Source organism: Bdellovibrio sp. SKB1291214, assembly GCF_002209355.2.
GTDB lineage: Bacteria > Bdellovibrionota > Bdellovibrionia > Bdellovibrionales > Bdellovibrionaceae > Bdellovibrio.
Genome location: NZ_CP106855.1, coordinates 1,946,994 through 1,970,624, shown reverse-complemented (window position 1 = coordinate 1,970,624; position 23,631 = coordinate 1,946,994). Strand labels below are relative to the sequence as shown.

General features: G+C 44.6%; 25 protein-coding genes. 5 read left to right on the top strand and 20 right to left on the bottom strand.

What is annotated here, in order from left to right:
- Positions 1-3 precede the first annotated feature (3 nt).
- From B9G69_RS09820 to B9G69_RS09800, 5 genes are all read right to left on the bottom strand, one after another.
- Positions 4-1,239 (bottom strand): MFS transporter, encoded by a 1,236-nt coding sequence (locus tag B9G69_RS09820; RefSeq protein WP_265437712.1) that lies wholly within the window; start codon positions 1,237-1,239, stop codon positions 4-6.
- A 49-nt stretch (positions 1,240-1,288) separates the two neighbouring features.
- Entirely contained in the window at positions 1,289-1,510 is a 222-nt protein-coding gene (locus B9G69_RS09815; RefSeq protein WP_088617449.1) for a hypothetical protein, read from the bottom strand.
- 155 nt (positions 1,511-1,665) lie between these two features.
- Positions 1,666-2,001 (bottom strand): RNA recognition motif domain-containing protein, encoded by a 336-nt coding sequence (locus tag B9G69_RS09810; protein WP_265437711.1) that lies wholly within the window; start codon positions 1,999-2,001, stop codon positions 1,666-1,668.
- 175 nt (positions 2,002-2,176) lie between these two features.
- Positions 2,177-2,722, bottom strand: coding sequence for a hypothetical protein (locus B9G69_RS09805; protein ID WP_088615187.1), 546 nt, complete (start codon positions 2,720-2,722; stop codon positions 2,177-2,179).
- Positions 2,723-2,788: 66 nt separating this feature from the next.
- A complete protein-coding gene (locus B9G69_RS09800) occupies positions 2,789-3,622 on the bottom strand; it encodes a DUF6279 family lipoprotein (protein ID WP_141096907.1) in 834 nt (277 codons plus the stop codon).
- Positions 3,623-3,836: 214 nt separating this feature from the next.
- Between B9G69_RS09800 and B9G69_RS09795 the strand changes: the two genes are divergently transcribed.
- Positions 3,837-5,285, top strand: coding sequence for a murein L,D-transpeptidase catalytic domain family protein (locus tag B9G69_RS09795; RefSeq protein WP_254916842.1), 1,449 nt, complete (start codon positions 3,837-3,839; stop codon positions 5,283-5,285).
- A 99-nt stretch (positions 5,286-5,384) separates the two neighbouring features.
- Here the strand turns inward: B9G69_RS09795 and B9G69_RS09790 are convergent, their stop codons facing one another.
- Together B9G69_RS09790 and B9G69_RS09785 are read right to left on the bottom strand one after the other, a co-directional pair.
- Entirely contained in the window at positions 5,385-6,077 is a 693-nt protein-coding gene (locus B9G69_RS09790) for a response regulator (RefSeq protein ID WP_088615189.1), read from the bottom strand.
- Between the two features lie 12 nt (positions 6,078-6,089).
- Positions 6,090-8,585: a PAS domain-containing hybrid sensor histidine kinase/response regulator gene (locus tag B9G69_RS09785; RefSeq protein ID WP_088615190.1), complete on the bottom strand. Its 2,496-nt coding sequence runs from the start codon at positions 8,583-8,585 to the stop codon at positions 6,090-6,092.
- Between the two features lie 187 nt (positions 8,586-8,772).
- Between B9G69_RS09785 and B9G69_RS09780 the strand changes: the two genes are divergently transcribed.
- Together B9G69_RS09780 and B9G69_RS09775 are read left to right on the top strand one after the other, a co-directional pair.
- Positions 8,773-9,039 carry a hypothetical protein gene (locus tag B9G69_RS09780; RefSeq protein WP_141096908.1) on the top strand — a complete coding sequence of 89 codons (267 nt, stop codon included), beginning with the start codon at positions 8,773-8,775 and terminating at the stop codon, positions 9,037-9,039.
- A gap of 89 nt (positions 9,040-9,128) precedes the next feature.
- Positions 9,129-9,542: a hypothetical protein gene (locus B9G69_RS09775; protein WP_088615191.1), complete on the top strand. Its 414-nt coding sequence runs from the start codon at positions 9,129-9,131 to the stop codon at positions 9,540-9,542.
- Between the two features lie 2 nt (positions 9,543-9,544).
- Here the strand turns inward: B9G69_RS09775 and msrB are convergent, their stop codons facing one another.
- On the bottom strand, positions 9,545-10,000 hold the full coding sequence (msrB, locus tag B9G69_RS09770) for a peptide-methionine (R)-S-oxide reductase MsrB (RefSeq protein WP_217897746.1): 456 nt from the start codon (positions 9,998-10,000) through the stop codon (positions 9,545-9,547).
- A 291-nt stretch (positions 10,001-10,291) separates the two neighbouring features.
- Here msrB and B9G69_RS09765 point away from each other — a divergent pair, with 291 nt between their 5' ends.
- The gene (locus B9G69_RS09765) at positions 10,292-11,059 is read left to right on the top strand and encodes a hypothetical protein (protein ID WP_088615193.1); all 768 of its coding nucleotides are present in this window, start codon (positions 10,292-10,294) and stop codon (positions 11,057-11,059) included.
- Between the two features lie 122 nt (positions 11,060-11,181).
- The gene (locus B9G69_RS09760) at positions 11,182-11,925 is read left to right on the top strand and encodes a DUF481 domain-containing protein (protein ID WP_088615194.1); all 744 of its coding nucleotides are present in this window, start codon (positions 11,182-11,184) and stop codon (positions 11,923-11,925) included.
- 47 nt (positions 11,926-11,972) lie between these two features.
- Here the strand turns inward: B9G69_RS09760 and B9G69_RS09755 are convergent, their stop codons facing one another.
- The 12 genes from B9G69_RS09755 to B9G69_RS09700 all read right to left on the bottom strand — a co-directional run bounded on the left by B9G69_RS09755 (position 11,973) and on the right by B9G69_RS09700 (position 23,566).
- A complete protein-coding gene (locus B9G69_RS09755) occupies positions 11,973-12,281 on the bottom strand; it encodes a hypothetical protein (protein ID WP_088615195.1) in 309 nt (102 codons plus the stop codon).
- Between the two features lie 14 nt (positions 12,282-12,295).
- On the bottom strand, positions 12,296-13,069 hold the full coding sequence (locus B9G69_RS09750; protein ID WP_088615196.1) for a hypothetical protein: 774 nt from the start codon (positions 13,067-13,069) through the stop codon (positions 12,296-12,298).
- A 9-nt stretch (positions 13,070-13,078) separates the two neighbouring features.
- Positions 13,079-13,837, bottom strand: coding sequence for a TIGR02147 family protein (locus B9G69_RS09745; protein WP_088615197.1), 759 nt, complete (start codon positions 13,835-13,837; stop codon positions 13,079-13,081).
- 90 nt (positions 13,838-13,927) lie between these two features.
- The gene (locus tag B9G69_RS09740; RefSeq protein ID WP_141096909.1) at positions 13,928-14,521 is read right to left on the bottom strand and encodes a hypothetical protein; all 594 of its coding nucleotides are present in this window, start codon (positions 14,519-14,521) and stop codon (positions 13,928-13,930) included.
- 75 nt (positions 14,522-14,596) lie between these two features.
- Positions 14,597-15,475: a hypothetical protein gene (locus tag B9G69_RS09735; protein WP_088615199.1), complete on the bottom strand. Its 879-nt coding sequence runs from the start codon at positions 15,473-15,475 to the stop codon at positions 14,597-14,599.
- 5 nt (positions 15,476-15,480) lie between these two features.
- The gene (locus tag B9G69_RS09730; protein ID WP_088615200.1) at positions 15,481-17,052 is read right to left on the bottom strand and encodes a hypothetical protein; all 1,572 of its coding nucleotides are present in this window, start codon (positions 17,050-17,052) and stop codon (positions 15,481-15,483) included.
- Positions 17,053-17,107: 55 nt separating this feature from the next.
- On the bottom strand, positions 17,108-18,238 hold the full coding sequence (locus B9G69_RS09725; protein WP_088615201.1) for a hypothetical protein: 1,131 nt from the start codon (positions 18,236-18,238) through the stop codon (positions 17,108-17,110).
- A 47-nt stretch (positions 18,239-18,285) separates the two neighbouring features.
- Entirely contained in the window at positions 18,286-18,879 is a 594-nt protein-coding gene (locus B9G69_RS09720; protein ID WP_088615202.1) for a hypothetical protein, read from the bottom strand.
- Entirely contained in the window at positions 18,879-21,617 is a 2,739-nt protein-coding gene (locus B9G69_RS09715) for a hypothetical protein (RefSeq protein WP_088615203.1), read from the bottom strand. Before B9G69_RS09715 ends, B9G69_RS09720 begins: the two co-directional genes overlap by 1 nt.
- Before the next feature lie 12 nt (positions 21,618-21,629).
- Positions 21,630-22,175: a protease gene (locus B9G69_RS09710; RefSeq protein WP_088615204.1), complete on the bottom strand. Its 546-nt coding sequence runs from the start codon at positions 22,173-22,175 to the stop codon at positions 21,630-21,632.
- A 305-nt stretch (positions 22,176-22,480) separates the two neighbouring features.
- Positions 22,481-23,182 carry a monofunctional biosynthetic peptidoglycan transglycosylase gene (gene mtgA, locus B9G69_RS09705; RefSeq protein WP_217897747.1) on the bottom strand — a complete coding sequence of 234 codons (702 nt, stop codon included), beginning with the start codon at positions 23,180-23,182 and terminating at the stop codon, positions 22,481-22,483.
- A 102-nt stretch (positions 23,183-23,284) separates the two neighbouring features.
- Positions 23,285-23,566 (bottom strand): hypothetical protein, encoded by a 282-nt coding sequence (locus tag B9G69_RS09700; RefSeq protein WP_088615206.1) that lies wholly within the window; start codon positions 23,564-23,566, stop codon positions 23,285-23,287.
- Between the last annotated feature and the right edge of the window lie 65 nt (positions 23,567-23,631).

Sequence of the window (23,631 nt, the reverse complement as noted above, 5' to 3'; positions counted from 1 at the left end):
GTTTTACGGCGTCACTTTGTCCATGTCCATATTACGCAGTGTCGGCGACTTCCACGCGATAATACTTACAGTCAGCAAGCACATCACCGCGCCGAAGCACGCTGCGGGGACCGTACCAAGGAATTTTGCTGCAACCCCGGACTCGAACTCGCCGACCTCATTCGACGAACCAATGAACATGGAGTTCACAGAGGATATACGACCGCGCATATGATCGGGTGATGCCAACTGAACAGCAGTGCTTCGAACTACCACACTCACACTGTCAAAAATTCCACTAAGCCCCAGTGCTAGGACTGACAAATAGAAATCTTTGCTAAGAGCAAATACCAAAATACTTAAACCAAAACCAAAAACAGCCGATAGCAAATATTTTCCTGCATTCTTACGAATTTCAATTCGAGTCAGAATAAAGCCCATAACGGTTGCACCAATCGCTGGGGCTGCCCGCAAGATTCCAAGACCTCGCGGGCCGACGGCTAAAATTTCTTTGGCATAAATAGGTAGCAAGGCCGTCACTCCGCCAAACAAAACAGAAATCATATCCAGCGACAATGCCGGTAACAAAATCGGATGGCCAAAAACAAACTTTACGCCCGACTTCAACTCCTCAACCATTTCGCGTTCTTCACCCACGCTGGCTGGAGCTTCGATGTTCATACGAATCGCGTAAGTGGAACCGAGGGCCCCCACTAACAAAACAAATATCACTGCATACGAAACTTCAAGCCCCATAAATCCAAAAATCAAACCGCCCAATGCAGGCCCCGTAACTCGAGCCGTTTGCATTGCGGTACTCATCCATGCCAAAGCCTTAGATAAGCCTTCACGCTTCGTCATCTTAGGTAAAATGGCATACATTGATGGCTGCGAAAACGCGCGAGCAGCTCCTGCAAATACGGAGGAAAGGTACAAGGCAACAATTTGCCAGTGATCTGTCCAACGACCGCCGTAATAAGCTGCCACCAGTAAAATTCCCGAAGAAATCAAACTGCCTTCTAAAACCCAGCGATAAACTTTTAAAGGACGAGATCGGTCAACGACATAACCTGCATACAGTGCCAACCCCAAAGCAGGAATCGCTTCGGCCAGGCCCATCAAACCTAATGAGAGAGGATCTTGTGTGAGTTCGTAAATTCTCCACCCAACAACGACCGCCTGCATTTGCACGGCTAGGGTAAAAAGAAATCTTGCAGAGATAAGTTTTTTGAAGTCAGAAAGCGCAGAGGACGATTGCATAGAGAACTATACATACGCCCACTCCGCGGCATTCGCAAATTGCTTTATCTTATACGAAGAAGATCCAGATAATGGCGCCGACTAATAAGGCCCCCGTCAGACAAATCGCAACGACGCCTGAAAAAACTTTGAGTGGACTTGTCTCCAACTCGTGAGTTCGGTGGGGACGCTCAGTCATCCCTTCGGTTTCTTCGGGACCATCGTCCTCTGCGAATCGTTGTTCACGAATACGTTTATTTTCTTTGCGAATCTCCGGTTCGATATCCATCATAAGCACCTCATTCGACAGATTTGACTGTCCTATTTAGGTTGAAACTTTGAGTGTTCGAACTCAAGGGAGAGGTTCTTGATTTTGGACATAAAAAAACCCCTGATCGTGAGACCAGGGGTTTGAAGACTTAGTTTAAGTCTGGTGGGTGCTAGAAACTATCTAGGACCGCGGTTACCACCGCCGAAACCACCACGACCGCCGCCACGACCACCGCCGAAGCCGCCACCACGGTTCTCACGAGGAGCCATTGGTTTTGCTTCAGAAACGTTCATTGCGCGACCAGCAAGTTCTGCACCGTTCAATTTAGAGATTGCAGTAGCAGCTTCATCATCAGTAGACATTTCTACGAATGCGAAACCTTTGCTGCGACCTGTTTCACGGTCAGTTACGATGCGTGCTGATTCAACGTTACCGAATTCAGCGAAAGCGTCTGCAAGAGTTTGTTCGTCTAGTTGGTAAGAAAGATTTCCTACGTAGATTTTTTTACCCATTTTAATACCTCCTAAAATGGCGTTCGGAGCCCACGTTGAGGAGATGGCTTAATTGCCTCGAACTCAAAGGGAACCTGTTATTCTCATAATAGCTAAACCATATTTCGCGAAAATCGAAGCACTAAACCGAAAAATAGTTCAAAAAGTGCGTTTTTATGCATTTCGGCACGATGCGTCACATGGAACACCATGGACGAGGGGTGATGACCTTCGTTATTTCGTTTGCCCGCATATACAAAAACTCGTTACCCAAGGCCAGCTTCAGGCGTTCCCTTTTTTGGGACCTAGGCGACACAGCCACGATTTGGCCGTATCCTAAACCATCTGTTCTGAACTGCCCTTGAACATTTTTAAGTGTCCACCGAATATTTTGCGAAGCAATCGGCGTCACGTCTGCTTCCGTAAGAACAGTTGAAATTGTTCCTTCGGAATCACGACACAACAACCGCACGTTCACCACGGTCATGTAAATTGTACGGCAATCTTGGTTGGGAGAATATCCATAACCCATTTCACAAGAGTTGAAATTCTTTTCATCCACACCCAGTGTTTCAACAGGACGCTCAAGATTCAATGCACGTTGAACGGCAACGTAATCAATGCGGGAACTTTCGGTTCCAATTTCCGTAGCCATAGGCGGAGTCTTAGAGGGAGTCGGCGCCGTCGGTGTCGTCGAACAAGCTGTCAAAGCAACCAGGGCTGCCAGTAAAAGTAGTTTCATTAATTTCCTCCGATCTTCATTGTAAAGATCACAGGAACACATGCAACCCTGGCCCTGGAACTAGGTCTATTTATCAGTCACGGAAATCGCAGCAAATCGATCTATTTCAAGTGCTTGTTTATTAAGACTGATCTGCATTTGCTGCTTTTGTTCGGAACTTAACGAGCTCCAAAACTTATTTAGAAAGCCTTTAAATTTTGTCTCGTAATTTTGAATAGCTTGGGCATACTCAGGCGTTCTTAAGGAGTCATAATCCGTCATAAATTGTGCAGCCATCGCACGAAGCTTTGCCGAGTCTCTGCGCTTAGCCATGAAGGAATTCAAAATGCTTTCACGATTATCCAATCGTTCTTTCCATGGGAACTGCCCCTTTCTTATGAACTGATCTAAAGCTTGTTCCTGATGGACATCCATCTTACCGACCCAAAAAAGAATTTGTTTGCGATATCTTTCCTTAAGCTCTGAGTTTTTAGATTGAACTGATTGCGCCCGGGATTCTGCGATTTCTTTTTTTACACGATTCTCAAAGTAGTCAAACTGTTCATCACGTAAAGTGTTTGTCAGCTTAACGGCTGCATTTTTAAAATATCCTGACGAACGAGTGTATTCCTTCTCCAACAAATCAAAAGCCTCTGACAAAATGATTGAGTCAGATTTTTCTTTGGGAATACGCTCGTCAAATTGTCTGAGTGACTTGGAAAATTCCTGCAGCTGTTCTTGCTTAAGGCGTTTCAAATCATGTTCGACGTTCTTTTCGAATTCCTTTTCCTGCTTCTCGTCCAGGTTGAAGTAGCTTTCCACCTTGGTGACGGACATGCCTCCTACCATCGCATCTAAAACAGGATTGCCTGCCCCACATCCGCAAATAAATAAAATCGATAGCAATAATAAATTCTTCATTTCCTCAGATTAGAACCATTCAACTCTCTAAATACAGACCACAGTCATAAACACACAAGCCCTCCGAACGGGGCTATGTGAGCGGATTCCACGTCTGTGGTGGATGTTGGTCCTATTTTTTCTTCATCCGTAATGTATTTTTCCGTGACGTAATTTTCTCGGCTAGTCTTTGTTAGCGCACATGATTGTGTAATTCCGCACAGGAGGAAACTAGATGCTTGTTAAGCAGCAAACTAATTCTTCTGTACGTTCTAGAGCCACGCTTTTTTTCGCAGCCACTTTATTAACCCTGGGTATTGCAGCAAACGCTCAAGCCCAAACTGAACCAGCTCTTCCCGATGATCCAGGTTTCGAGGAGACTGTACAAACACCAGCAGAACCCATGCTAAGAACTATGGCATCTGATGTGGTAACGATCTCTGATTATGATCGTGAAACCATCTTGTTGAAGTATAACTATCTGGACCCTAAGAAGATTGTACCGACTGAATCCTTGGTTAAGGCTTTGATCTATTTTGAACAAAATAAATCATCGTTCAAAAACCAAAACTACATTTCAGTTATCAACTTCTCTCAAAGCTCGAAAACGCCACGTTTTTATATCATCGATATGAATTCCGGTGACGTTTGGCCTATCCACGTGGCTCACGGTAAAAACTCAGACCCGAACCACGACGGCTACGCGACATCTTTTTCGAACACTTCAGGTTCGAACAAATCTTCGCTAGGATACTACCGCACTGCTGAAACATATTCCGGCAGCCACGGTTTGTCTTTGCGCCTAGATGGTCTTTCTTCAACAAACTCGAACGCTCGTGCTCGCGCTATCGTGATTCATGGTGCTTCATATGTTCAAGAAAAGTCTGTGATTCAAGGTCGTTCATGGGGTTGTCCTGCTGTTGACATGAGCATCCGTACTCAAGTGATCAATGCCCTTAAAGGTGGATCTTTGATTTATGCGGTACTTGATAAAGGTGGCACGGGTCTCCCAAAGCCGACTGAGCCGACGCAACCAACGCCGACTCCGACTCCATCACCAGAACCATCTCCAGTTCCTTCACCGTCTCCAACTCCAGGTGATGGCTCCTATGTGATGGCGCCACTTTCTTGGGATACAACGGCTCATCCAGAGAGAAAAGCATGGTCTAAGTACCTACAAACTTTGATCACTGGCGAGTGGAGCAGCCTTCTTAAAGGTGCAAGTGATATGGGTCAATTCTGTCCTAAGTATTCAAGCTTGAACACAAACCAAAAAGCGAACGTCTGGGCGCAATTGTTTGTGGCGATGGCTCGATACGAAAGTGCTTACAACCCGCTTTCTCGCATGCATGAAACAACAATGGGTACGGACAACGTAACTAAAAAGCCAGTATACTCCGAAGGCTTGTTGCAGTTGTCTTACCAAGACACTCAGTGGAACAAATGGTGTAAATTTGATTGGGCAAAAGATAAATCTCTAAGCTCAACAAGTTCAAAGAAAACTATTTTGGATCCTTACATCAATCTTCACTGCGGTGTGGGTATCATGGCTAAGCAGATCAAGAACTACAACACGATCGCGATCAAATCAGGCGTGTACTGGTCAGTTCTTAAACCGGGTGGCAAATACAACAAGCTGACTTCCATCAAATCAATGGTTAAGTCGCTTCCATTCTGCCAGTAAGTCTTTCTAAAAACTTTTAGGTAAGAACAAGCCGGGGCTATCGACAACATATGAGGTCGATAGCCCCGCACTAATTAAAAAGCCAAAAAATTTGTCTTACTAGCTAGCCTTGCTTTGTTTTTGACGGATATACAAGCGCAGTGGCGTCAGCTCTTTTTCTGCGATACCAACGAAATGCCCGTGAATCTTATAGGCGTTTTCGATGGGATTTAAATCTTCGCAGGAATCGATACGAAGAGCGACCGGATCAATTCCAATATCATCAAATATGGAACTTTTAATTCTTAAAATTTTCCCAAGTGGCATAGCGACCGATGAGTGAAGAGTAAAACCCATTTCAGAAACCGATACGATTTCCGTTTTAATTTCCCAATCTGCCTTGATGGCAACGGGAGCTTCGATGAACGTCGCTCCTTGCTCACCATTCGTTGTTAGAATTGTACGGACTTTAGCAAGAAGCATATCGGGATCAATCGGTTTAATGATATAGTCATTCACGCCGGCTTCGAGGCCCTTTTCCACATCACTCTTTTCGCGTTTTCCAGTGAGCAACACCACCGGAAGTTTTAACAATTGAGGTTGTTTTCGAATTGTGCGAGTCAGGGCGTATCCATCACTGCCGCCTGGCATGATAGCATCTGTGATTACAAGGTCGAATTTTTCTTGAGTCAGGTGGTGGACCGCATCGATCGCATTGGTTGCTTGAACCACGGCGTGTCCATCGGAGCTAAGTAGCGCCTCAAGAGTCATCAGAATACTTTTTTGATCATCTACGATAAGTATATTGGCCATAAATACCTTTCCTTAGGCAGCCCCTTTTTCGCTGATGTAGTTTTTTAGATCATGCAAACTGCGAACATATTCGTTCTCGATCTGCACAACCCATTTGTTAATGTGCTCTGGATTTGCTTCGTCTTCAAGTTTTTGGCAAAGTTCTGCCAAATTTTTTGCTCCAAGAGTTGCAGCTGTGGACTTCAAAGCATGGGCTGCTTCACTGAAATCTGGTGTTCTCATCGCCACAATCAGATCGGGAGCGGACTTTTCAAACTCTTCCACAAGGGCCGCAACAAGATTGCTGTCTTTCGAAGCGTATTTCGCCAGCTTTTGTAGAGCAGCTAAATCCAGCACGGCCGCCTCCCCGACTTTCACATATTTCTGAAGAGTTTCAACTAAACGGGGAAGTTCAATGGGCTTAGACAAATAATCGTCCATGCCTGCGGCCATATAAGGAGCTTTATCAGCAATAGTACCTTCCGCGGTCAGCGCCACAATCGGTGTGCGACGTGTGGAATTTCTGGTTCGCTCTTCTTCTCGAATGCGTTTCGTTGCATCAAAGCCATTCATCACCGGCATCTGACAGTCCATAAAGATCAAATCGTATTTTCCACTGCGAGCCATTTCCACAGCAATACGACCGTTCGGAGCGATATCCACGTCCAATCCCATTTTTTGCAAATAACTTTGCGCCACACGCTGATTGACGACCTGATCTTCAGCGACTAGCACGTGTCCACTGAACAAAGCTGTGAAACTGTTTTCAGTATTCGATTTTGGGATCTCCTCAGCACTGCACACCGGAAGCTGCAATGAAAACCAGAAGGTGGAACCAATACCAAAGGTGCTTTCAACACCCATTTGTCCTTGCATCATGTCGACCAATTGCTTACAGATCGAAAGACCCAATCCAGTTCCTCCGAACTTTTTACCACCGGAGGCTTGGAAGTATTTTTGGAATAATGCTTTACGTTCATCTTCACGAAGTCCCATCCCCGTATCACGAATTTGGAATTTCAAGAATGAAGGTCCTGAGGCAGAATCCAGTATGGAGACTTCCAGACCTACTGTACCAGCGCTGGTAAATTTCACGGCATTTCCCATCAGATTCACCAGAATCTGACGAATGCGGCCCTGATCACCTTTAAAGTACAGATTGGATTTCTGCGACATGCTGAATTCTAACTCAACATTCTTTTCATTCACAGCAGGACGGAACATCTCAACAACGTCACGAACTAAGAAGCCTAGATCAAAAGGCTGAGGATCCAATTCAATTTTGCCTGCCTCAATTTTTGAATAATCCAAGATATCATTGATCAACATGAGCAACGATTCTGCTGAACGTTTGATGGTGCCAACGTATTCTTTCTGCTCAGGCTGCAAATTAGTATCGGCTAAAAGTGTACTCATTCCGATCACACCATTCATAGGAGTGCGAATTTCGTGGCTCATCGCTGCCAGGAAATCTGATTTCTTTAAGGACGCTTCGACAGCAGCTTCGCGGGCTTTGGCCCACTCAAGTTCAACTAATTTACGTCGACTGATATCGCGGAATACAACCAACGCGCCAGAAATACCACCGTCTATATCCTTGATGGAGCGACTGCTTAAAAGAATAAAGATTCCTTCAGGATGAGTCTCATTTTGAACGAAGATTTCCAAATCATCCACTTCAACGCCATACAGAGCTCGATGGAAGGGAAGATCTTTAGCGGCATAGAGCTTTTGATTTTCATCATGGAAACCAAGTTCTTTCGCACCCGTCTCGGTACCGACCTCTTTCACTTTGGTGCCCACGATTCTTTGCGCAGCGGCGTTATATTGCATAAAGTGGCCACGGTTGTTCACCACGATCATACCTTCGCTCATACTGCCCAGGATAGTATCTAACAGTAACGAACGAGTTTGTAAGCCCATGGCAATTTCGCGTTGCTCTCGCAAGTCATTGTACTGCCAATAACGACTTAATAAAATCACCACGCCAAAAAGCGCCATGATCGCGAAAAGCAGTTCACTTCTTAGGAAATTATAATCACCGACTTGGATGAAATCTTGCTGTGCCTTGCGGTGCGACTGCAACATCTCTAAGATGCTTTTTTGATTAAAGTCTTCAACATTGGAGGGCTTTCGCGCAGAGTGCTTCTGCTTGATCTCCATCGTTGCTGTTTCGAACTGTTTATGCAGGTTTTGATTCAGTTGGTACACTTGCATTTGCAAGTCATGACGGCCATTGACGGATTTGTAAAGCTTGGTCAATTCATCATTAATTTTGTTAACTTGATTATTGAAAACCTGAAGTTTTTCCGGCGTGCTGTCTTGGATATATTCTTTCTTGGCTCGGTCCACATCCGCCAGTATCCCCGACATATTCTGCAACGAATTGACTGACTCTGTAGGCAGCAATGCTTTTTGCAAAGAATGATGTTCTTGGAACATGGAATAACCCACCACTACCAGCACAAGCAGGCAGAGCTCCACACCAAAACGGGAGACCAGGGTTTTAAATAAAGACACGGATTTCATAGGTTTCTTGTCGGTGTCTCACTCTGATAAGTGTAGTGTCTCAGGCCTGAACTAGACTCCGTGAAATCACTTTGGATTCTCATGAATGGAACAGTTGTTCAAAAGATTAACGGTTTTATTGAGACGACGCCTTGTGGGTCCAGTCCAGTCGCCTTATCCTAGACCTACTGACTAATGAGGTACGTAAATGGAAAACAATAGACACTTTCGTCGCTGCCACCACTGCGGAACTGTACATAGCAAGCATGACCAAGGAGTATTCGTCTGCCATGATTGTGGACACGAGCTGGCGCCTCTTTATTACAGCCAACTGATCACTATCATCCAGGAGGAATCAATTTACTTCTCGGATGTGCTTAAAGGCAGTTCTGTCATGCAAGAGCGCCCTCTAATCGGTTTGACCGTGGATTGGGAAGCAAACCTAGATATTTCTCAGTTAGCTCGGGATGTTTAATCACAACTTCGACTTTGTCGAAGTCAGTATATAATGAGGGCGTAAACACGTCTCCGACTTGATCGGAGTGCCAGCCGACGGAGGTCATTATGGCTACTCCCAATGCGAACCCCTCATTCACCGGACTTCACCAAGGTGAAGCGACCAATAACCATGTCGATGAAAACGAAATCTTAGTCGATAAAGATGAAACTTCGAAGGTCGATGTTAAGAATTTAAAACGTGCGATGAAAAACACCGACCGATCCTTTGATACATTGGAAGATCTGCCGCCGGATTTTATTCGCGGCGAAATCGATGTTTTAGATCAAATGAACATGGCTGCGGAGGCCTTAGATTCTTCGTTGCGTGGAATCCCTGATCGCAGTTCCCAAGACAGCCCCCGCGGCGAATTGGGGTCTTCCTTTAAAAACACGCCGGGCGGCTTAGAGGAAGTCGAAGCCAAGACCGATGAATACTTGGCATCGCACGGTCTTAAGAAAAAAACCAAACGCTCGCACTAATATCACTGCTTAAATAATTTTAGATATTCCCCGTAGCCTTCTTTTTCAAGTTGGCTTACGGGTATAAATCGCAACGACGCCGAGTTCATGCAGTAACGTAAGCCCGTTGGTGCAGGTCCGTCGTCAAATACATGACCTAGATGAAAATTCGCGTGAGTACTGCGAACTTCGGTGCGATTTCCCAAAAAAATATTTTTGTCCTCTTTGGTTTTAATCGCTTTGGGATGAAGCGGTTTTGTAAAACTTGGCCAACCCGTTTTAGAATCAAATTTATCTTTGGAACTGAATAATGGTTCGCCGGAGACAACATCCACATAAATGCCTTCGGCGTGATTGTCCCAGTATTCATTCTGGAAGGGCACTTCTGTTCCATCTTTTTGTGTGACTTCAAATTGAATCGCAGAAAGTTTTTTCTTTAAATCCATGTCGCTCGGTTTTTTATAATGATCAAAATCCATCGCTGCTGCCCCTGTCACCAAAACCAACGCCAAAAATATCATCTTAGAAGCCCTACTCAGAGATCTCATAAATGACCCCGCATTCAGATCAAAAAGTCGTCTGTTTCTATTCTACTCCGACCAATTAAGAAATAGTTCGCATTAAGCAAAGACCTCTTAAAAAACAACACGTTGCCCCGGATCAGGCCTTTCTACAGCGTTCCAGCGGCGGTGGAGACGAAAGCTCTTGACCACAGGTATAAGGATTTTTAGTATCGGGCTTCATTTTTGGCACTATTTCAGGAGATTTTAATGAAGCAAAAACCAGCATTTATGAACTTTGCTGTGGATCACATGACGATGCTGTTCCACCCAAATCTTTACAAACTTTCTTACGTGGTTTTCCGCAATATTTTCGGAACAACTCCTGATGACCTTTTGTATGAAAAAAAGCGCAAAGGTAATGACGGCGCTAAAGATGTTTCGATGACTTATGCAACTCGCGTGGGTACATGGGAGCCGAAAGCAGGCGATCCATTGAACACGATCTTTGCATTGGTTCAGCCGTCTGAACCAAAAGACCAGCCATCGCATGTTCGTCAAATGTTGGACGGTCATGAAAACACGGCACATCTTCAGCACGTGGCTCTACGCACTCCAGATTTGATCGCTTTCCATAAACACATGGTTGAGCGCGGGGTTCAGTTTGTGACGCCCATTTTGAAAGACGATCACGAAAACTTAATCCAAGTATTCTCTGGTGAGTGGTACTTGCCAGGTGCGAAGCCATCTGGTTTCTTCTTTGAGTTCTTGCAACGTGATCCATCTGACGACGAACTAGCGACAATCCAAAAGGCCAATAAGCAAAGCTGGTTCCGCGACGAAACGTTCTTGGGACTTTATGATGAAAAAGAGCGCGAGTACCAATCAGGAAACGTTCTTTCATTTCTTCCAAAAGATGTGATGGAAGCTTTGTTGAAATACCTAGAGGGCAAAGAAGTTTACGAAATCACTGAAGCTGATCTAGAAGCCTGCGATAAAATCATGATCGACATGGCTGCCAAAGCACAAAAAAAATAACTAAAAATTACACTTTAAGTTTGAAAATCCCGCTCACAAGGCGGGATTTTTTTTATGCTGCGGCATATGGGGACAAATTTTTCTAATCAAGTTAGTTTGAAAATGAAAGAAAGGATTCTTTTATGCTTAAACTATTCTCCACTCTTTTGTTCTCTTTAGTCAGCATCCCTGCCTTTGCCTTCATCAACATCGAATCTTTGCGCCAGATAGATGGCAAAGGCTACCTGGGCCAAACCACCCTTCAAGTTGCTGGACAACAAGGTAATACCGATAAATTTACGTCCCAGGCATCCACCATGGGTGTTTACCGTTTGGATGTGAACGAATGGCTGTACACGGCGAGCTACCAATACGGAACGAGTGCTAACGTAAAAGACACTAATTTGGGGAGTGGCCACATTCGTCATACTTGGAATTATCAAGAGCCTTTAGCTTACGAAGCTTTCGCGCAAAGTGCCTTTGACGAATTTAAAAAATTGAATTCTCAAAACTATGCCGGTGGGAATCTGCGCTTTAGAATTTATCACGGAGAAGGAAACCGCTTATATGCCGGAGTGGGTGCCTTTTACGAAGTCGAAGACTTCGAAGGACAAGATGAAGACGCTGAAGGTGTGCGTGGCAACTTGTATATCTCTCATGTGGCGCGATTAAACGAAACTGTCACAAGCTCAACAGTCATTTACTATCAGCCAAAATTCAATGATATCGCCAATTACCGACTGCGCTTAATGACGGGACTTGACGTGCGTATGACCAAATCATTGAGTCTAGATATCGATTTTAACTTAGTGAACGACAGCGGCCTGCCAGAAGGTGTAAAGCAAACCGATATCGACTACTTGGTGGGATTCTCGGTTAAATACTAGAAATTTTACTCACCGCAAAACCCAGCGGTTCTGCGGTGCAGTTCGAATTATTTCTGAATAAATTGAAACGTTGCGTACCATCCACGGTCCGGGAGCCAAGTTCTAAAATCACAACTTCCCAGAGAAGTTTTCTTTAGTGCTTCGATCTCGTCGGCCTTCAGTCTGTCCACTTTGCATGTGTAGGCTTTATCAGCGATTTCGCAAAGCTTCGTGAATTTCTCGGTGAACGCCTGAACGTTTCGTTCACTCATAATCTTTGTTTCCTTTTGATAGGCTGAAATTTCAGCATTCAGCGGACATTTGTCGCTAGCGAAACTTGATAAGGGTAACAAAAAAAGTAGGACTGCTGTTTTCATCTTTTTCTCCTAAGTTATTCCGCTTTGCATTTCTCGATTATGATATCGTAATCGAGATGGTTTTTATCCAAGGTCGCTTGTGATTTGATACGCGATGGGAAATAAGTGTCGCCATTTTTTGCGTACTCTGTGCTAACATCCAATACAGCTGAATCTCGAATGTCCTTAAGATTTGTGACAAATAGATATCCATCAATGATCGAAAGTTTTGTCATCCAGCCTTTCTTAACGGAAAGCATTTCAGTCATTTGAGAATTGACGACGAGCTTTCCTACCTTCGCAGAATAATCAATTTCCCAGCCGTCCTTTGTTTTTGTCGCTTTCTCGAAGTGTGTCACGCGATTCACGCTGGTGTACATGTCAACGCCAGCGTTTATGGACATCTCCAACGTCTTTTTTAAGCCTTTCGCCAGCCTCGTTGTTTTAGGATCCAATTCTTTAAAATTAGCTCGAATCGTGCACGAATTCGCATCATCTTTACACTCAAAAACGAATTTAACGGCCTTACCTACATTTTTCGACTGGACGTTGATATCCATGTCCACGGAAGCTTCACAGGTAAATTTGGTTTTCCCTTTGGTTTTGAACAGTGAATAAAACGGCAAAAGCTTGTCTGGGTTTACGTTCAAAGGAGCGCCTTTTACAGTTCCTTTGAGGTTTTCAACTGGCGAGCCGCCACGATCTTGCCCCTGTGGAAAAGTCTCTATCTTAGATTCATCTGCAGCGATCGCGGCCGATAAATTCAATGTTAACAATAGAATAAATATATATTTCGCTGGGTATTTCACGGTGCCTCTTTATTTTTCTAATTTGCTTAAAGGAAAAAAGGAAACTTGGAGTTGATATACAGAATTCAACTTAGCTTCTTTGCGATGTGTGAATGCGTCTATTTCGCGGCGAAACTTTTGGATGATCTCTTTCACTTTCGGCAAATCCTTAGAATCGACCGCAAGAGTCATCGACGTATGATCTCGGTGCCTACGATCTATATTTTCCAATGCCTGAGTAGATTTGTTTAAAATAGAAAGCTGATACTTTCTGTTCGCAGCACTGGTATATTCGGCATCCAAGCAATTATCGCTGTTGGGATGCATCAGTCGATATCTGCCGTTCTTCATTTTTGAAATCAGGTTCAATCGCACCAAAGTTTCCAAAGCCATCTTAGCCTGAACCGTAGAAATCCCCAAAGAGGCCGCGATCACCGAAGGCTCCATTTTAAATCTGGGAATCAATGTTAGCTCTAGGATCGCATCGAAATACCACTCGGACATGGATGCAAAAGTATCTTCTTGAAGGACGTGATAGGCATTTTCAGCTTTACTGCTTTCTGTTGGGCCATTCCCAATCATTTCATTTATCTGGCTTGGTGACAGATTTAATGCCACTGCAAGCTTCGTCGCCGTTTTGTCCGTCAAACTGCGCTTACCAGATAGGATGCTGGATAAAGTCGCGTGATTGATCTTCAACTGAGTCGCAAATGCTCTCAGGGAATAAGAAGGGTTCTTACCGACCCTTTTCGCGAATTCATGTTGAAGATAAGTTCTAAAATCGTTCATGACGATGATTTAGCGAAGGAATAGTGAAGACGGCAAGTGTTTTTGCACCAAAGTGGTGCAATTTGAGTTGCACCGGGGACTTTTAACGATTTAGCTTAAAACAGCCAGTCTTTGCTTAACTTCCTGCGCGGCTGTTTCGTCATTGGCTTGAGTAAAAAACTTGAGGCTTTCCTCGTAGGCTGTTTTCGCAACGACAACGTCCGTTGTCTTATGAAGATCACCTTTTAAACGGAAAAAGCAGCCTCTTTCAATCAGATCAAATTCGCTCATGTTCAGTTCTTCATAGCGAGTGAACATCTCGTGAGCTTTGCGCATGTATCCTAAAAGAATATGGCTGTATGATTGCTCGTAAAGATTCACAGCTAAGGACTGTTTATCATCTTGGGAAATCAGAGAGAATTCTTGGCTAAATATATTTACTGCCATCGGCAAATTTCCAGAGGCTCGGTGCACATAGCCGACCTGGTGAAGAGCTTTATGATCCTGGGTACGATTGAAAATGTCCTGCCAGATTTCAAGGGCCTCGGCATATTCCTTCATTTCGACCAAAGCAAAGGCTCGGGCCCAATTGATGGAATCTTTTTCCTCTTGGCTATGGGCGGACTGCAAGTGTAGCATCGCCATTTTATTGGCCTCTTCAGGGGAAGCCACGAGCATTTGATAAATCTCTTCGGTCATCTTCATGATCAAATCATTGTTCCCAACAATAATTCGGTCAAGGATTAGATAGGAAACGCTCAAACTCGGACAAGTTGCAAACTAAAGGCCAGAAGGACAAGTGCCTTGCTTGCATATGCGAAGCTTGCCCGTGAAGTTGGCCTGGGTCGCATTAATATTTCTGCCCAGGTTTTTACCTGCCAGCTCTTTGAATTTGAACTCAAAGACACAAAACCGCGGAACTTGCGAAGAGGTTGAGTTTAAGGATAAAGCTCTGCGAAGAAAATTAACAGTTCCTGGACGTGCCCCCGGGGAATCACCAAAGATCGTGTAGTTTGCGCTGTCGTCGTTTTCGACGATACCTTTAGAAGGTCCGTGATCATTCGATCTGCGAGGACCCGATTGGTTCCCACGGTAACGGTAATCACATTGATAAGAAAAATAGACTTTATCCAAGGCTTTGTTGTAATTCGCACCCGCCAAAGAAACTTCAACTTGGTATTTTCCTTCTGTCAGATCTTTGGTGGTCGTGCCTTCCGTTTTCAAAACTTCCTGGGGTCCCAAGTAACAAAAACGAACCGAGTACTCAGCCCCCAGGTTTTCACTGCCTAACGAAATATCCAAACGTGACAATTTATTGGCAAACGAATTGGGTGTTGAGAACAAGCTCATCCAATCGTTTGTTCCAATAATGTTAGCGTACTCCCCATCCTGATTCCAGCCGATGATCTGATCACCGTAATTAGATTTAGCACGGCAAACGCAAGCGGGCTTTTTAGGGTCATTCTCATGGGGGGAACAAACCTCTCCCGAAGACAGGTCCAAGCACTCTTGTTCGTTTTGTAAAGTCGGGTGACGAAGGCCTGCGTTGCATAGATATAACTCCTCGGCGGTTGTCGTATCTACGGCCGTTTGTATGGCAACTTCTGCCTGAGAAGCCAAAGCCATTAACAGAACGAAAGCTATAAAAATCCACTTCATAGGATTTATCCCCCACATTGCAAGCTCACGAAGTCAGCTTTCTGCATCGGATAGTTGTCAAAGATCGGAGAGATTTTTTGCATATGGATGTCTTGAATTTTCACTTCATCCTCACCAACTTCGGGGCGTCCTACAACAAACTCCAAAACCAGACGTTGATGGAATTTTCTGTTTTTAATTTTTGTGCATTTGTCGTGATCGCAAATCGCACTATAGTAAGGCGGCCAGACTGTGGAGGAAATAATCTCCTCTAGCCCCTTTAATGTCTGAGACAAATCCACACTTTGGTTATTCTGATTCAACACACGGGTTCCGTTAAATCCCGGAATCACACCTAATGTATTTAAAGTCGCTAACGCAGGCAAGGTATCGACCCCTACTGTAGCGCCTTCGACATCATACATGCGCAGCAACATTTGACGAAGACCGTTCAAATAAATCGCATAGTCATCTGTGGGATCTTGGAAGGTTGCAACCATTCGGTACCGTCCTCCAGCATCGACGACGGTATCAGGTACACGGTATTGAATCCCTTTGACAAAGCCCTGCCAGTTTGGAGGAACCAGTCCACCATCCCACCACTCCTCCACAAGCTTGGGAGGACGGCCACTTGAAAGTTTAAAAAGCTCCACCTGCCCCACAAAAGGTTGGGTAAAATTTGAAGAGCTCGAGCATTCCCCTGCAACACATTTTTCTGAGGCCATATTAGAGACAAAAAACGAAAGATCAATTTCAGTTTTATTTTCAAAATCCGTATGGATTTTCAAGTCCCCCCAATCAGCGTTGATGTTGTAGCTGGTTGGAAATCTTGGGACACTGGCGCCAAAATCTTCGGACAGATTAAGGACTTTAGAATTGGGAGTGATATTAATATGCAACGCGCGGCTGCCGATGTTGTCGACGTCCTCGCTGTAACCGGAATCATCCCCTGTTGTTAGGATATTCAGGTTGGCATAAATGTCCTGAGCTTGAACGCCGATCGAACGCAAGTAATCAGGGTCTGCACATTTATTGTTGAAAATCGGCTGCACGGCAAAATTACTTTGCGCACGAATTTTTAGAAAACACATATCACCGCGAAGAATGACAGCGCCGTCAGAGGTTCTTTCCACTTTGCAGTACTGTTGGTTTTCCTTAGCAATGATTTGGGCACCGCCCATATCAACCACGCGAAGATCGAAACAGCTTCTGATAAATTTGTACTGGCGACTGAAGTTGGCTTTAGTGCGCTCCGGTGTATAAGACGCAAAAGCCTTCGAGTTTTTTAAAGAGCATGTCTCGGGCTCATAGGTATCAAATAAATAGGTGTCTTTGACATCTGTGGATGCGCTCCACTGAGTGGCGCCCATCGACAGCATCAGATAGCGTCCCGCATCTTGCTCACACTTATAAACCTTAGAGGCCGTGATAAGTTTATTCCCATTGTAGTCCCCCCAAGACTTAGTCTCGGGGGAAACATTAAGTTGAATTCGATCATCATTGTCCACCACGCAGGCTGCGGACGCCGCCGCGCCCGATAGAGTGAAGAACAACCCAAGAAGAAGAGACCAGAATCTCTTCAGTTTAATTTCAGACATCGCAGTCTCCTCTTCTCTGCACTCCGCCTTTAGCGGAAATGCTTAAACTCTCGAATTAGTGGTGGTGGCCGCCGCCACAGTTAGAACATTCGCCCATAGATGCCATCTCAATTTTCGTGTGAGTGCAGATATTAGCGCCGTGTTTTTGCCATTTTCTGTGTTTTGCTTTGTGTTTATCCAAACCATTCGTTTCAGAATACACGTAACGAACTTTACAGAATTTAGCTGCTGCGTGGTTACCAAGGTCTTCATTTTTGTTGTCGATCAACTGAGTGAAAGAACCTTTAGCTGGTTGCCAGTTAGATTTGTCAGAGTAATGGAATTTACCTTGACCCAAATAATCCAAGAACGCGTTGTTGAATTGAGCCACTTGCGCGCCATCGATAGCTGTATCGTATTCGTTGCAATTGCCGTGTTCACAAGTCTTGTTTTGATTTGTACAGATCACATAGGCTTTCATCTCAAGATCTGAAAGTTTGCTGTAACCTTGGCCTTGTGGTGCGAAACCAAAGTCTGTTACCGCCGTTTCAGCAAGAATGTTCCAGCCAGTATTGATTGTGCCGTAGTCAATTTGTGAGCCACGGTAGCAGATATCAACGAAGTATTTCGCTGTATACAATTCGCTACCAAGATTGAATGCCAAAGTTTGCAATACGTTTTTATATGGCGTTACTTCGTCATTGAAAAGCTTAGCAAATTGATTGCCTTGGCCAGAGATCACATCTTTGTGTGGATCGTTGTTTTCACCCCATGGAGTGTAAGTCGCATGAAGGTAGTTGCCGTTTTTACGACCGTATTCTGTCGTACATTCGCAAACATTTTTTCTTGGAGGTTGGTGACCGCCACCGCCCGGAGGACCGTGATGACCGCCCGTAAATAGTTCCATCGCAGCAGAGTGCGGATGTGGATTACCCGGACCTGGCAACTCAGGGCCTGGTTTACCATTGTCTTTACCTTGGCAATCAACTCCGACGCAATCAGGATCACAAACTTCGTGAGTATCCGCAGTGTAGCAAATTGCTTTGTCACCTTGATATGGATTCTCTGTTAATAGACCCGCATTACACGGATAAATGCTTGGACCAGAGCTGTTCACTCTGAATGTATAAGTAACTTGCACGGCGTTCGCTTGGATCGCCATGAAGGTAACGGCTGTCGCAGCCAAACCTTTTACAAAACGCTTCATGTTGTTCTCCTTTTCCCGGTTAAGGGAGTTTTAATAAACTGAATTCCTCAGTTTAAGTTAAAAAATATTTCTGTTTTCAATTGCTGTTGAATACCTGGCGTGCGGGGTGCAACTTCAAATGCTGCCGTCTGGCCCATGGGGTTTTTGCACAAAACATAGTTCAGGGATGCCGGTTGATGAACCTCATCCAGCTTCACCACTAAAAGAGCAGTATCTGCTTGATCTGCGCAAAAACTTCGAAGCTCATTCAAAAAGAGTTCTCCACCCACGGGCGTGTAGTAATTAAATACGCTGTTCAAATCCAGCAGTACGTAATTCTGATGGGCCAAGAAATGGATCAGAGGACTTAACTCCAGCATTGGGGCTTGAATCGCATACAATCGGGAGAGTTCGGTGAAGAGTTGGCGCAGCAATGGCGAGGAGGTTCCCGCACAGTTTCTGCAGTACGGTTCTCGCCTTACACATTGCACAGGGTTGTTGCAAATCTGAGTGCAATAGTTTGCCGTGGTTTCCTGGCAAGAAACCTTGGTGGTTTTCACATACTGCCCCGTTAATATCTGGTCGTAGGTGGATTCAACCGTAAAAGCCCCGGCGTTGAGCGAACTGAAAGATAAGACAAGTCCCAGTAATATATTCTTCACTAGCGCCCCCAGAAATTCTGCCCGATGGCATCACGGCATGCTTTGGTGCGACCATACAGTCCACCAAAACGTTCAAAGGTCGAAAATCTTTTGCCATCGTCTGAGCAGTTGAATTTCATCTGAACATCGCCATCGCAAAATGCAGATTTGATAACGACGGATTTGGTAATCGAAGACGAAGTTGTGCTTGCGGTCTCGATGTCGAGAACCTTTTTACCTGTGTATTTTTCAAAGGCGTCTGCTGCCTTTGCCACACAAATACTTTGATAGCAGCCCACGCCCGCCCCCAGCTGCTCCACGCAGTGTTCTGGAATAGATCCGCCGTGCTTTTGATAAGTCTCTGCCACTTTCTGTAAATTCACGTCAGCAGAAATCGGAATATTCACTTTGTCCTTTTTTGCTTGGACAAAACGTTGGATGGAACGAAAGAAATATATTCCAAGCTTGATGGGGTTGATAGGCAGCGCATTTGCTGTCATCATCGCGGCTCCAGAAGTCACACCCACGAAATTCAAGGAACAACCGCCGCAATATGATCGAGCATCTGGCGTTTTATTTTCCACAGAGCCGTTGTTACCGCCTATTGCCGTGCCATCAGAACGGGCTTTGCAATAATTCAGCGTGATGCCGTTAAATGCATAAAAGTTAAAAGCCTTAGCACTGTTTGGCGCAATCGACACCGCACAGGGCGCGCCGACCAGAGGACCGAAATCAGCTAGCATCGCATACTGCATTTTTGATTTTTGAATCGCCGGATCAAACTTAACTGTGCCATTTTCAATCATCTCATTAAGGCTTGTGACCTTCGGAGCTGTGAAATCCACATCGATGTACATCGGCAGCGCATTCCAACCAAACAACACAGTACTTGTTAAATCCGCAAACAGGCGCTTGTTCGCGCGACGTGTTTGAAACCAGGGATCGTAAATCTTGCAGGCCTTCAGATCCGCATAGGGATTGAAAATATCTGGCGAAGAGACTGTTGAAGAAACAGGTAAAAATGCATCTGCATACTTGGATACTGCATACAGGTCCACCATGGCCTTGGTCAATTTGCGAGCACAATCCATTCCCGTCAAACAAATGATATTAGACGGCGTTGTAGGCTTACTTTTATCCCACACCAAAAGGGGCGCCCCGAAAGTCATCGGTTGGAATTCGACTCCTGTCGCTTCCTTATTGCGCGGGATGTTTAGGATTTCTTTTGCCCAGCGATTGAAGCCTTCGCGATTGACAACATAGCCATCAACATTCCAAATTTTTTGCTTTTCTAAAGTATCGCAAAAGCTGACCAAACCCGCAGCGGATCGATCGAAATATTCTTCCATTTGATCCAAAGATTTAGGAGACCCTTCAAAAGCCTTTTGCATGACGCTAAGTTGTTTTATACGGTCAATTCCTGAACGCATGAAATCCAAGCGTCTGTCACCGGCCAGGCGAGCCTCTGTGCACATGTAGTAAAGCTCGTCACGGTGGGTATTCGAATAATGGCCGGCAAAGGCCATTGGTTTTACGAATTCATTAAGTTCCTCCGCGGTCATCGCGCCAGACAAGACATTCAAAAATTGAATCGAACTTTGCAGACGATTCTTCATGGAGCCACGGTTTTCCACATAGTTCTTACGGAAATTTTCCACCCAATCAGAAGCCTCTTGATAGCCACGAGTCCCCAAGAAATCGTCGTTCACCGAACGCGCGCCATTATTAACTGTGCCTTTTTCTGGTCCATCTGGATTTTCTTTAAAGGAATCCGCAGGATTCTGACCTGGCTTCGCTAATTCTCGCAGAGAATTCAAAGATAGAGTTTCTGAATCGCAAGCCGGTTTTTCGATACTTTTACAGCCATTCGGAACCAACATGATGGATTCCTCGAGCGCCACGGATTTAAACAGCTCTCCCATATGGGGACTGACTTGCGAGGGAATGTTTGAATATCTCCACGCAAAGGAAAGATAGATTTTAACACTGTTCCAGAAATCAAAACCATAGGCATTGAAATCGCCCACCCCGTCCAACTTTAAATTGAGTTGAATCATGGAGTTTCTGGAATCGAGAGAGACATCACGATCTTCGCAAGCCGTGATATTCTTATCATGATTTAAATAGGACTGGGCCATATCCTGTAAGGATGCGACGTCCAATTCTGTCGTATGCAGATTTCCCTGAAGACCCGAGAATTTTTTTACGTAAAAGCAGCCCACACGATCTGCCTTTTTAGACTTCAGAAATTGGGAACCGGTGAAATTATCAATTTTCGTCCAAGGAATTCCGGCGCCCTCGGAGTTATCCCAGATTTTCGCAAGGTAAGTATTCAGTTCTGGACAGTAAGTTTTTTTGTCACATTTCGCAGCCAAGGCATTATATTGATGAAGCTTGGATGTTTTCAAATTTAACGGGAGCATCGGCAGTGCACCCGTAAATAATTTATTCGCGATATTTTTTGTCAGTACCGAGACAGCAATGCGGAAATCCTGCATCCCTTGCGAACTCATTTGCGCCCCATCGGCGCCGATGTTCTTAGCCAAAGAGTACGAAAGTTTTCCCGCATTATACCCATCAACTACGATGAAAGCGGTATCGGTTGGCATCTCGGAATCCACCGCACATTGAGCTCTATTAGCGATTCTTAAATTATTTAATTGAAGAGTCGTTCCCGATGTCGGCACAGAGGCCTGCGCCTGCGCCACGGCACCAAAGGTGCCTAGGATTAACATCAATATACCCAATGATAGCTTCATATCCGCCCACTCCTAGTTCAATCCGCCGCCGCCGCCCATGCCGCATGCACTCACCTTGTTCAACATTGTCGTGTAGAACAAAATGACTGTTTGATCTGCAGGAGAGAAATTCCTTTTCACAGAGCCATCAGAATTCACCATGTTGTAAAGGTAGGTATTTACGAAGCGGTACACGGCAGGGGTCACTAAAAGGTTGGAGTGGCATTTGAAATTTCTGTAAGTGACCGTGACACTGGCATATCCATCATCACCATTGTTGTTATTGTTGCCGCCGATATAGATCGTATCGCCATTGCCATTATTGTTATTATCGCCATAGCCGACTTGAAACTGAACGGTCCAACCAGAACCCTGGTTGTCTTGACCAACCACTTTGCACAGGTTTCCTGAACAAGCGATTGCCATTTCATTTTCGATTTTCTTTTGAATGTCTGCTTCGCTGTAGCCCGGTCTTGCAAGAGCGTCGAACTCACCAGAACCCTCGTCGAATTCATTTGCATGGGAAGCATAGCTAAGCAAAAGAGTAGCCAACACGATTAATACGCGTTTCAAGTTCATAAAATTTTCTCCATAAAATCTTTTAAGCACCTTCAGGTGTGAGCCGACGTACCTGTAAAATCCTGAAGATGCAGTTGTGTGTTGGAATAAATTCGTATCGCTGAGGTCATGGAGTGGATATAAATATTTTTGTAATGAACACTGGCCGAACTCGCCGTGTTTGATCCCTGAGGTCAGTCATGAGAACAGAAATTTTATGTTTTTCATTCGAGAAATTGCGAAGAAATGCAGAAACCTGTGAAGAAAAAATCGCAGATATTAATAATTAGAAATCAATTTACGCAACGAGTGAAATTACTGAATCGTTAATCTTGAGATTCATCGCTATCGAATTTGAAATCAAGAAAGTCTAAAAAAGAAGCGCGTTCTTCGCGCGGAAATGGTGGACTCACGCGATAAAGAATTCGTTGTTGTCGACGGACAACATAATTTGAAGGACGATCAATGCGCAGGCGACGAGGATTCGGCAACACAGCTGCAATCAAACTGGCTTGAGAAGCAGAAATATTTTTTGCCTTCTTCTTAAAATACTTTTGCGAAGCTGCTTCCACACCGTAGACGCCGGGGCCCATCTCGATCACGTTCAGATAAACTTCCATGATGCGCTCTTTAGGCCAAGTGAACTCGATCAACACTGTGAAGTAAGCTTCCAAACCTTTGCGAACCCAATCCCGAGTCGGCCACAGGAAAACGTTCTTAGCAGTTTGTTGAGAAATCGTACTCGCACCACGACTGCGTTTATGAGTCTTATTGTATTTAATCGCCTTTTCGATGGCATCGAAATCAAAACCGCTATGATCAAAAAAACGATAGTCTTCAGCTTTTAGTACGGCCTTTTGCATGGATGGAGAGATCTCCTCCAAAGGAACCCAGTCATGATTGATACCTACAAATTTATCGGAAAAAATGGACTGAGCGGAACGGATCACCATCAAGGGTGTGATATAGACGGGAACAAATCGATATAGCAGAACAAAACCGATACTTGTGACAAAGAAAAGCAGCATCGCTTTAAAAAGAACTCGTCTGAATTTAATCAATGCTGCTTTCAAATTACTTACTCTTCAAATTCAAAGTCCTCGTCGGAGGACTTTGAGTGATTTATTAAATTACATTGAAGGAGGTGGTTCTACGTTCAAGTCAGCAGATGCTGCTGGTGCCGGAGCTGCAGGAGCTGATGCCGCTGCTGTAGAAGAATCAACGTCTGCGTGCTTTTTCTTCTTAGCTTTCTTTGAACCTTTGCCACTCTTCTTCTTTTTAGAAACTTGCGAGTGGTGAGTTTTGGATTTTTTGCTGCTTTTCTTTTTCGCTTCCGCTGCGAAAGGCATTGAAAGTGTCATTACCATCAAAGCAACTGCCAAAACTGAAAATACATTTTTACTTAGCTTCATTCTTCCTCCAGAATCCAATTGTTAAGTAACAATTGTTAAATTCTAACCAAAGAACACCGCCCTCG

Bases quoted from the DNA above. Each gene is read 5' to 3' on its own strand.
- B9G69_RS09820 (WP_265437712.1), bottom strand. From the start codon at position 1,239: ATGCAATCGTCCTCTGCGCTTTCTGACTTCAAAAAACTTATCTCTGCA.
- B9G69_RS09815 (WP_088617449.1), bottom strand. From the start codon at position 1,510: ATGATGGATATCGAACCGGAGATTCGCAAAGAAAATAAACGTATTCGT.
- B9G69_RS09810 (WP_265437711.1), bottom strand. From the start codon at position 2,001: ATGGGTAAAAAAATCTACGTAGGAAATCTTTCTTACCAACTAGACGAA.
- B9G69_RS09805 (WP_088615187.1), bottom strand. From the start codon at position 2,722: ATGAAACTACTTTTACTGGCAGCCCTGGTTGCTTTGACAGCTTGTTCG.
- B9G69_RS09800 (WP_141096907.1), bottom strand. From the start codon at position 3,622: ATGAAGAATTTATTATTGCTATCGATTTTATTTATTTGCGGATGTGGG.
- B9G69_RS09795 (WP_254916842.1), top strand. From the start codon at position 3,837: ATGCTTGTTAAGCAGCAAACTAATTCTTCTGTACGTTCTAGAGCCACG.
- B9G69_RS09790 (WP_088615189.1), bottom strand. From the start codon at position 6,077: ATGGCCAATATACTTATCGTAGATGATCAAAAAAGTATTCTGATGACT.
- B9G69_RS09785 (WP_088615190.1), bottom strand. From the start codon at position 8,585: ATGAAATCCGTGTCTTTATTTAAAACCCTGGTCTCCCGTTTTGGTGTG.
- B9G69_RS09780 (WP_141096908.1), top strand. From the start codon at position 8,773: ATGGAAAACAATAGACACTTTCGTCGCTGCCACCACTGCGGAACTGTA.
- B9G69_RS09775 (WP_088615191.1), top strand. From the start codon at position 9,129: ATGGCTACTCCCAATGCGAACCCCTCATTCACCGGACTTCACCAAGGT.
- msrB (WP_217897746.1), bottom strand. From the start codon at position 10,000: ATGGATTTTGATCATTATAAAAAACCGAGCGACATGGATTTAAAGAAA.
- B9G69_RS09765 (WP_088615193.1), top strand. From the start codon at position 10,292: ATGAAGCAAAAACCAGCATTTATGAACTTTGCTGTGGATCACATGACG.
- B9G69_RS09760 (WP_088615194.1), top strand. From the start codon at position 11,182: ATGCTTAAACTATTCTCCACTCTTTTGTTCTCTTTAGTCAGCATCCCT.
- B9G69_RS09755 (WP_088615195.1), bottom strand. From the start codon at position 12,281: ATGAAAACAGCAGTCCTACTTTTTTTGTTACCCTTATCAAGTTTCGCT.
- B9G69_RS09745 (WP_088615197.1), bottom strand. From the start codon at position 13,837: ATGAACGATTTTAGAACTTATCTTCAACATGAATTCGCGAAAAGGGTC.
- B9G69_RS09740 (WP_141096909.1), bottom strand. From the start codon at position 14,521: ATGAAGATGACCGAAGAGATTTATCAAATGCTCGTGGCTTCCCCTGAA.
- B9G69_RS09735 (WP_088615199.1), bottom strand. From the start codon at position 15,475: ATGAAGTGGATTTTTATAGCTTTCGTTCTGTTAATGGCTTTGGCTTCT.
- B9G69_RS09730 (WP_088615200.1), bottom strand. From the start codon at position 17,052: ATGTCTGAAATTAAACTGAAGAGATTCTGGTCTCTTCTTCTTGGGTTG.
- B9G69_RS09725 (WP_088615201.1), bottom strand. From the start codon at position 18,238: ATGAAGCGTTTTGTAAAAGGTTTGGCTGCGACAGCCGTTACCTTCATG.
- B9G69_RS09715 (WP_088615203.1), bottom strand. From the start codon at position 21,617: ATGAAGCTATCATTGGGTATATTGATGTTAATCCTAGGCACCTTTGGT.
- B9G69_RS09710 (WP_088615204.1), bottom strand. From the start codon at position 22,175: ATGAACTTGAAACGCGTATTAATCGTGTTGGCTACTCTTTTGCTTAGC.
- mtgA (WP_217897747.1), bottom strand. From the start codon at position 23,182: ATGCTGCTTTTCTTTGTCACAAGTATCGGTTTTGTTCTGCTATATCGA.
- B9G69_RS09700 (WP_088615206.1), bottom strand. From the start codon at position 23,566: ATGAAGCTAAGTAAAAATGTATTTTCAGTTTTGGCAGTTGCTTTGATG.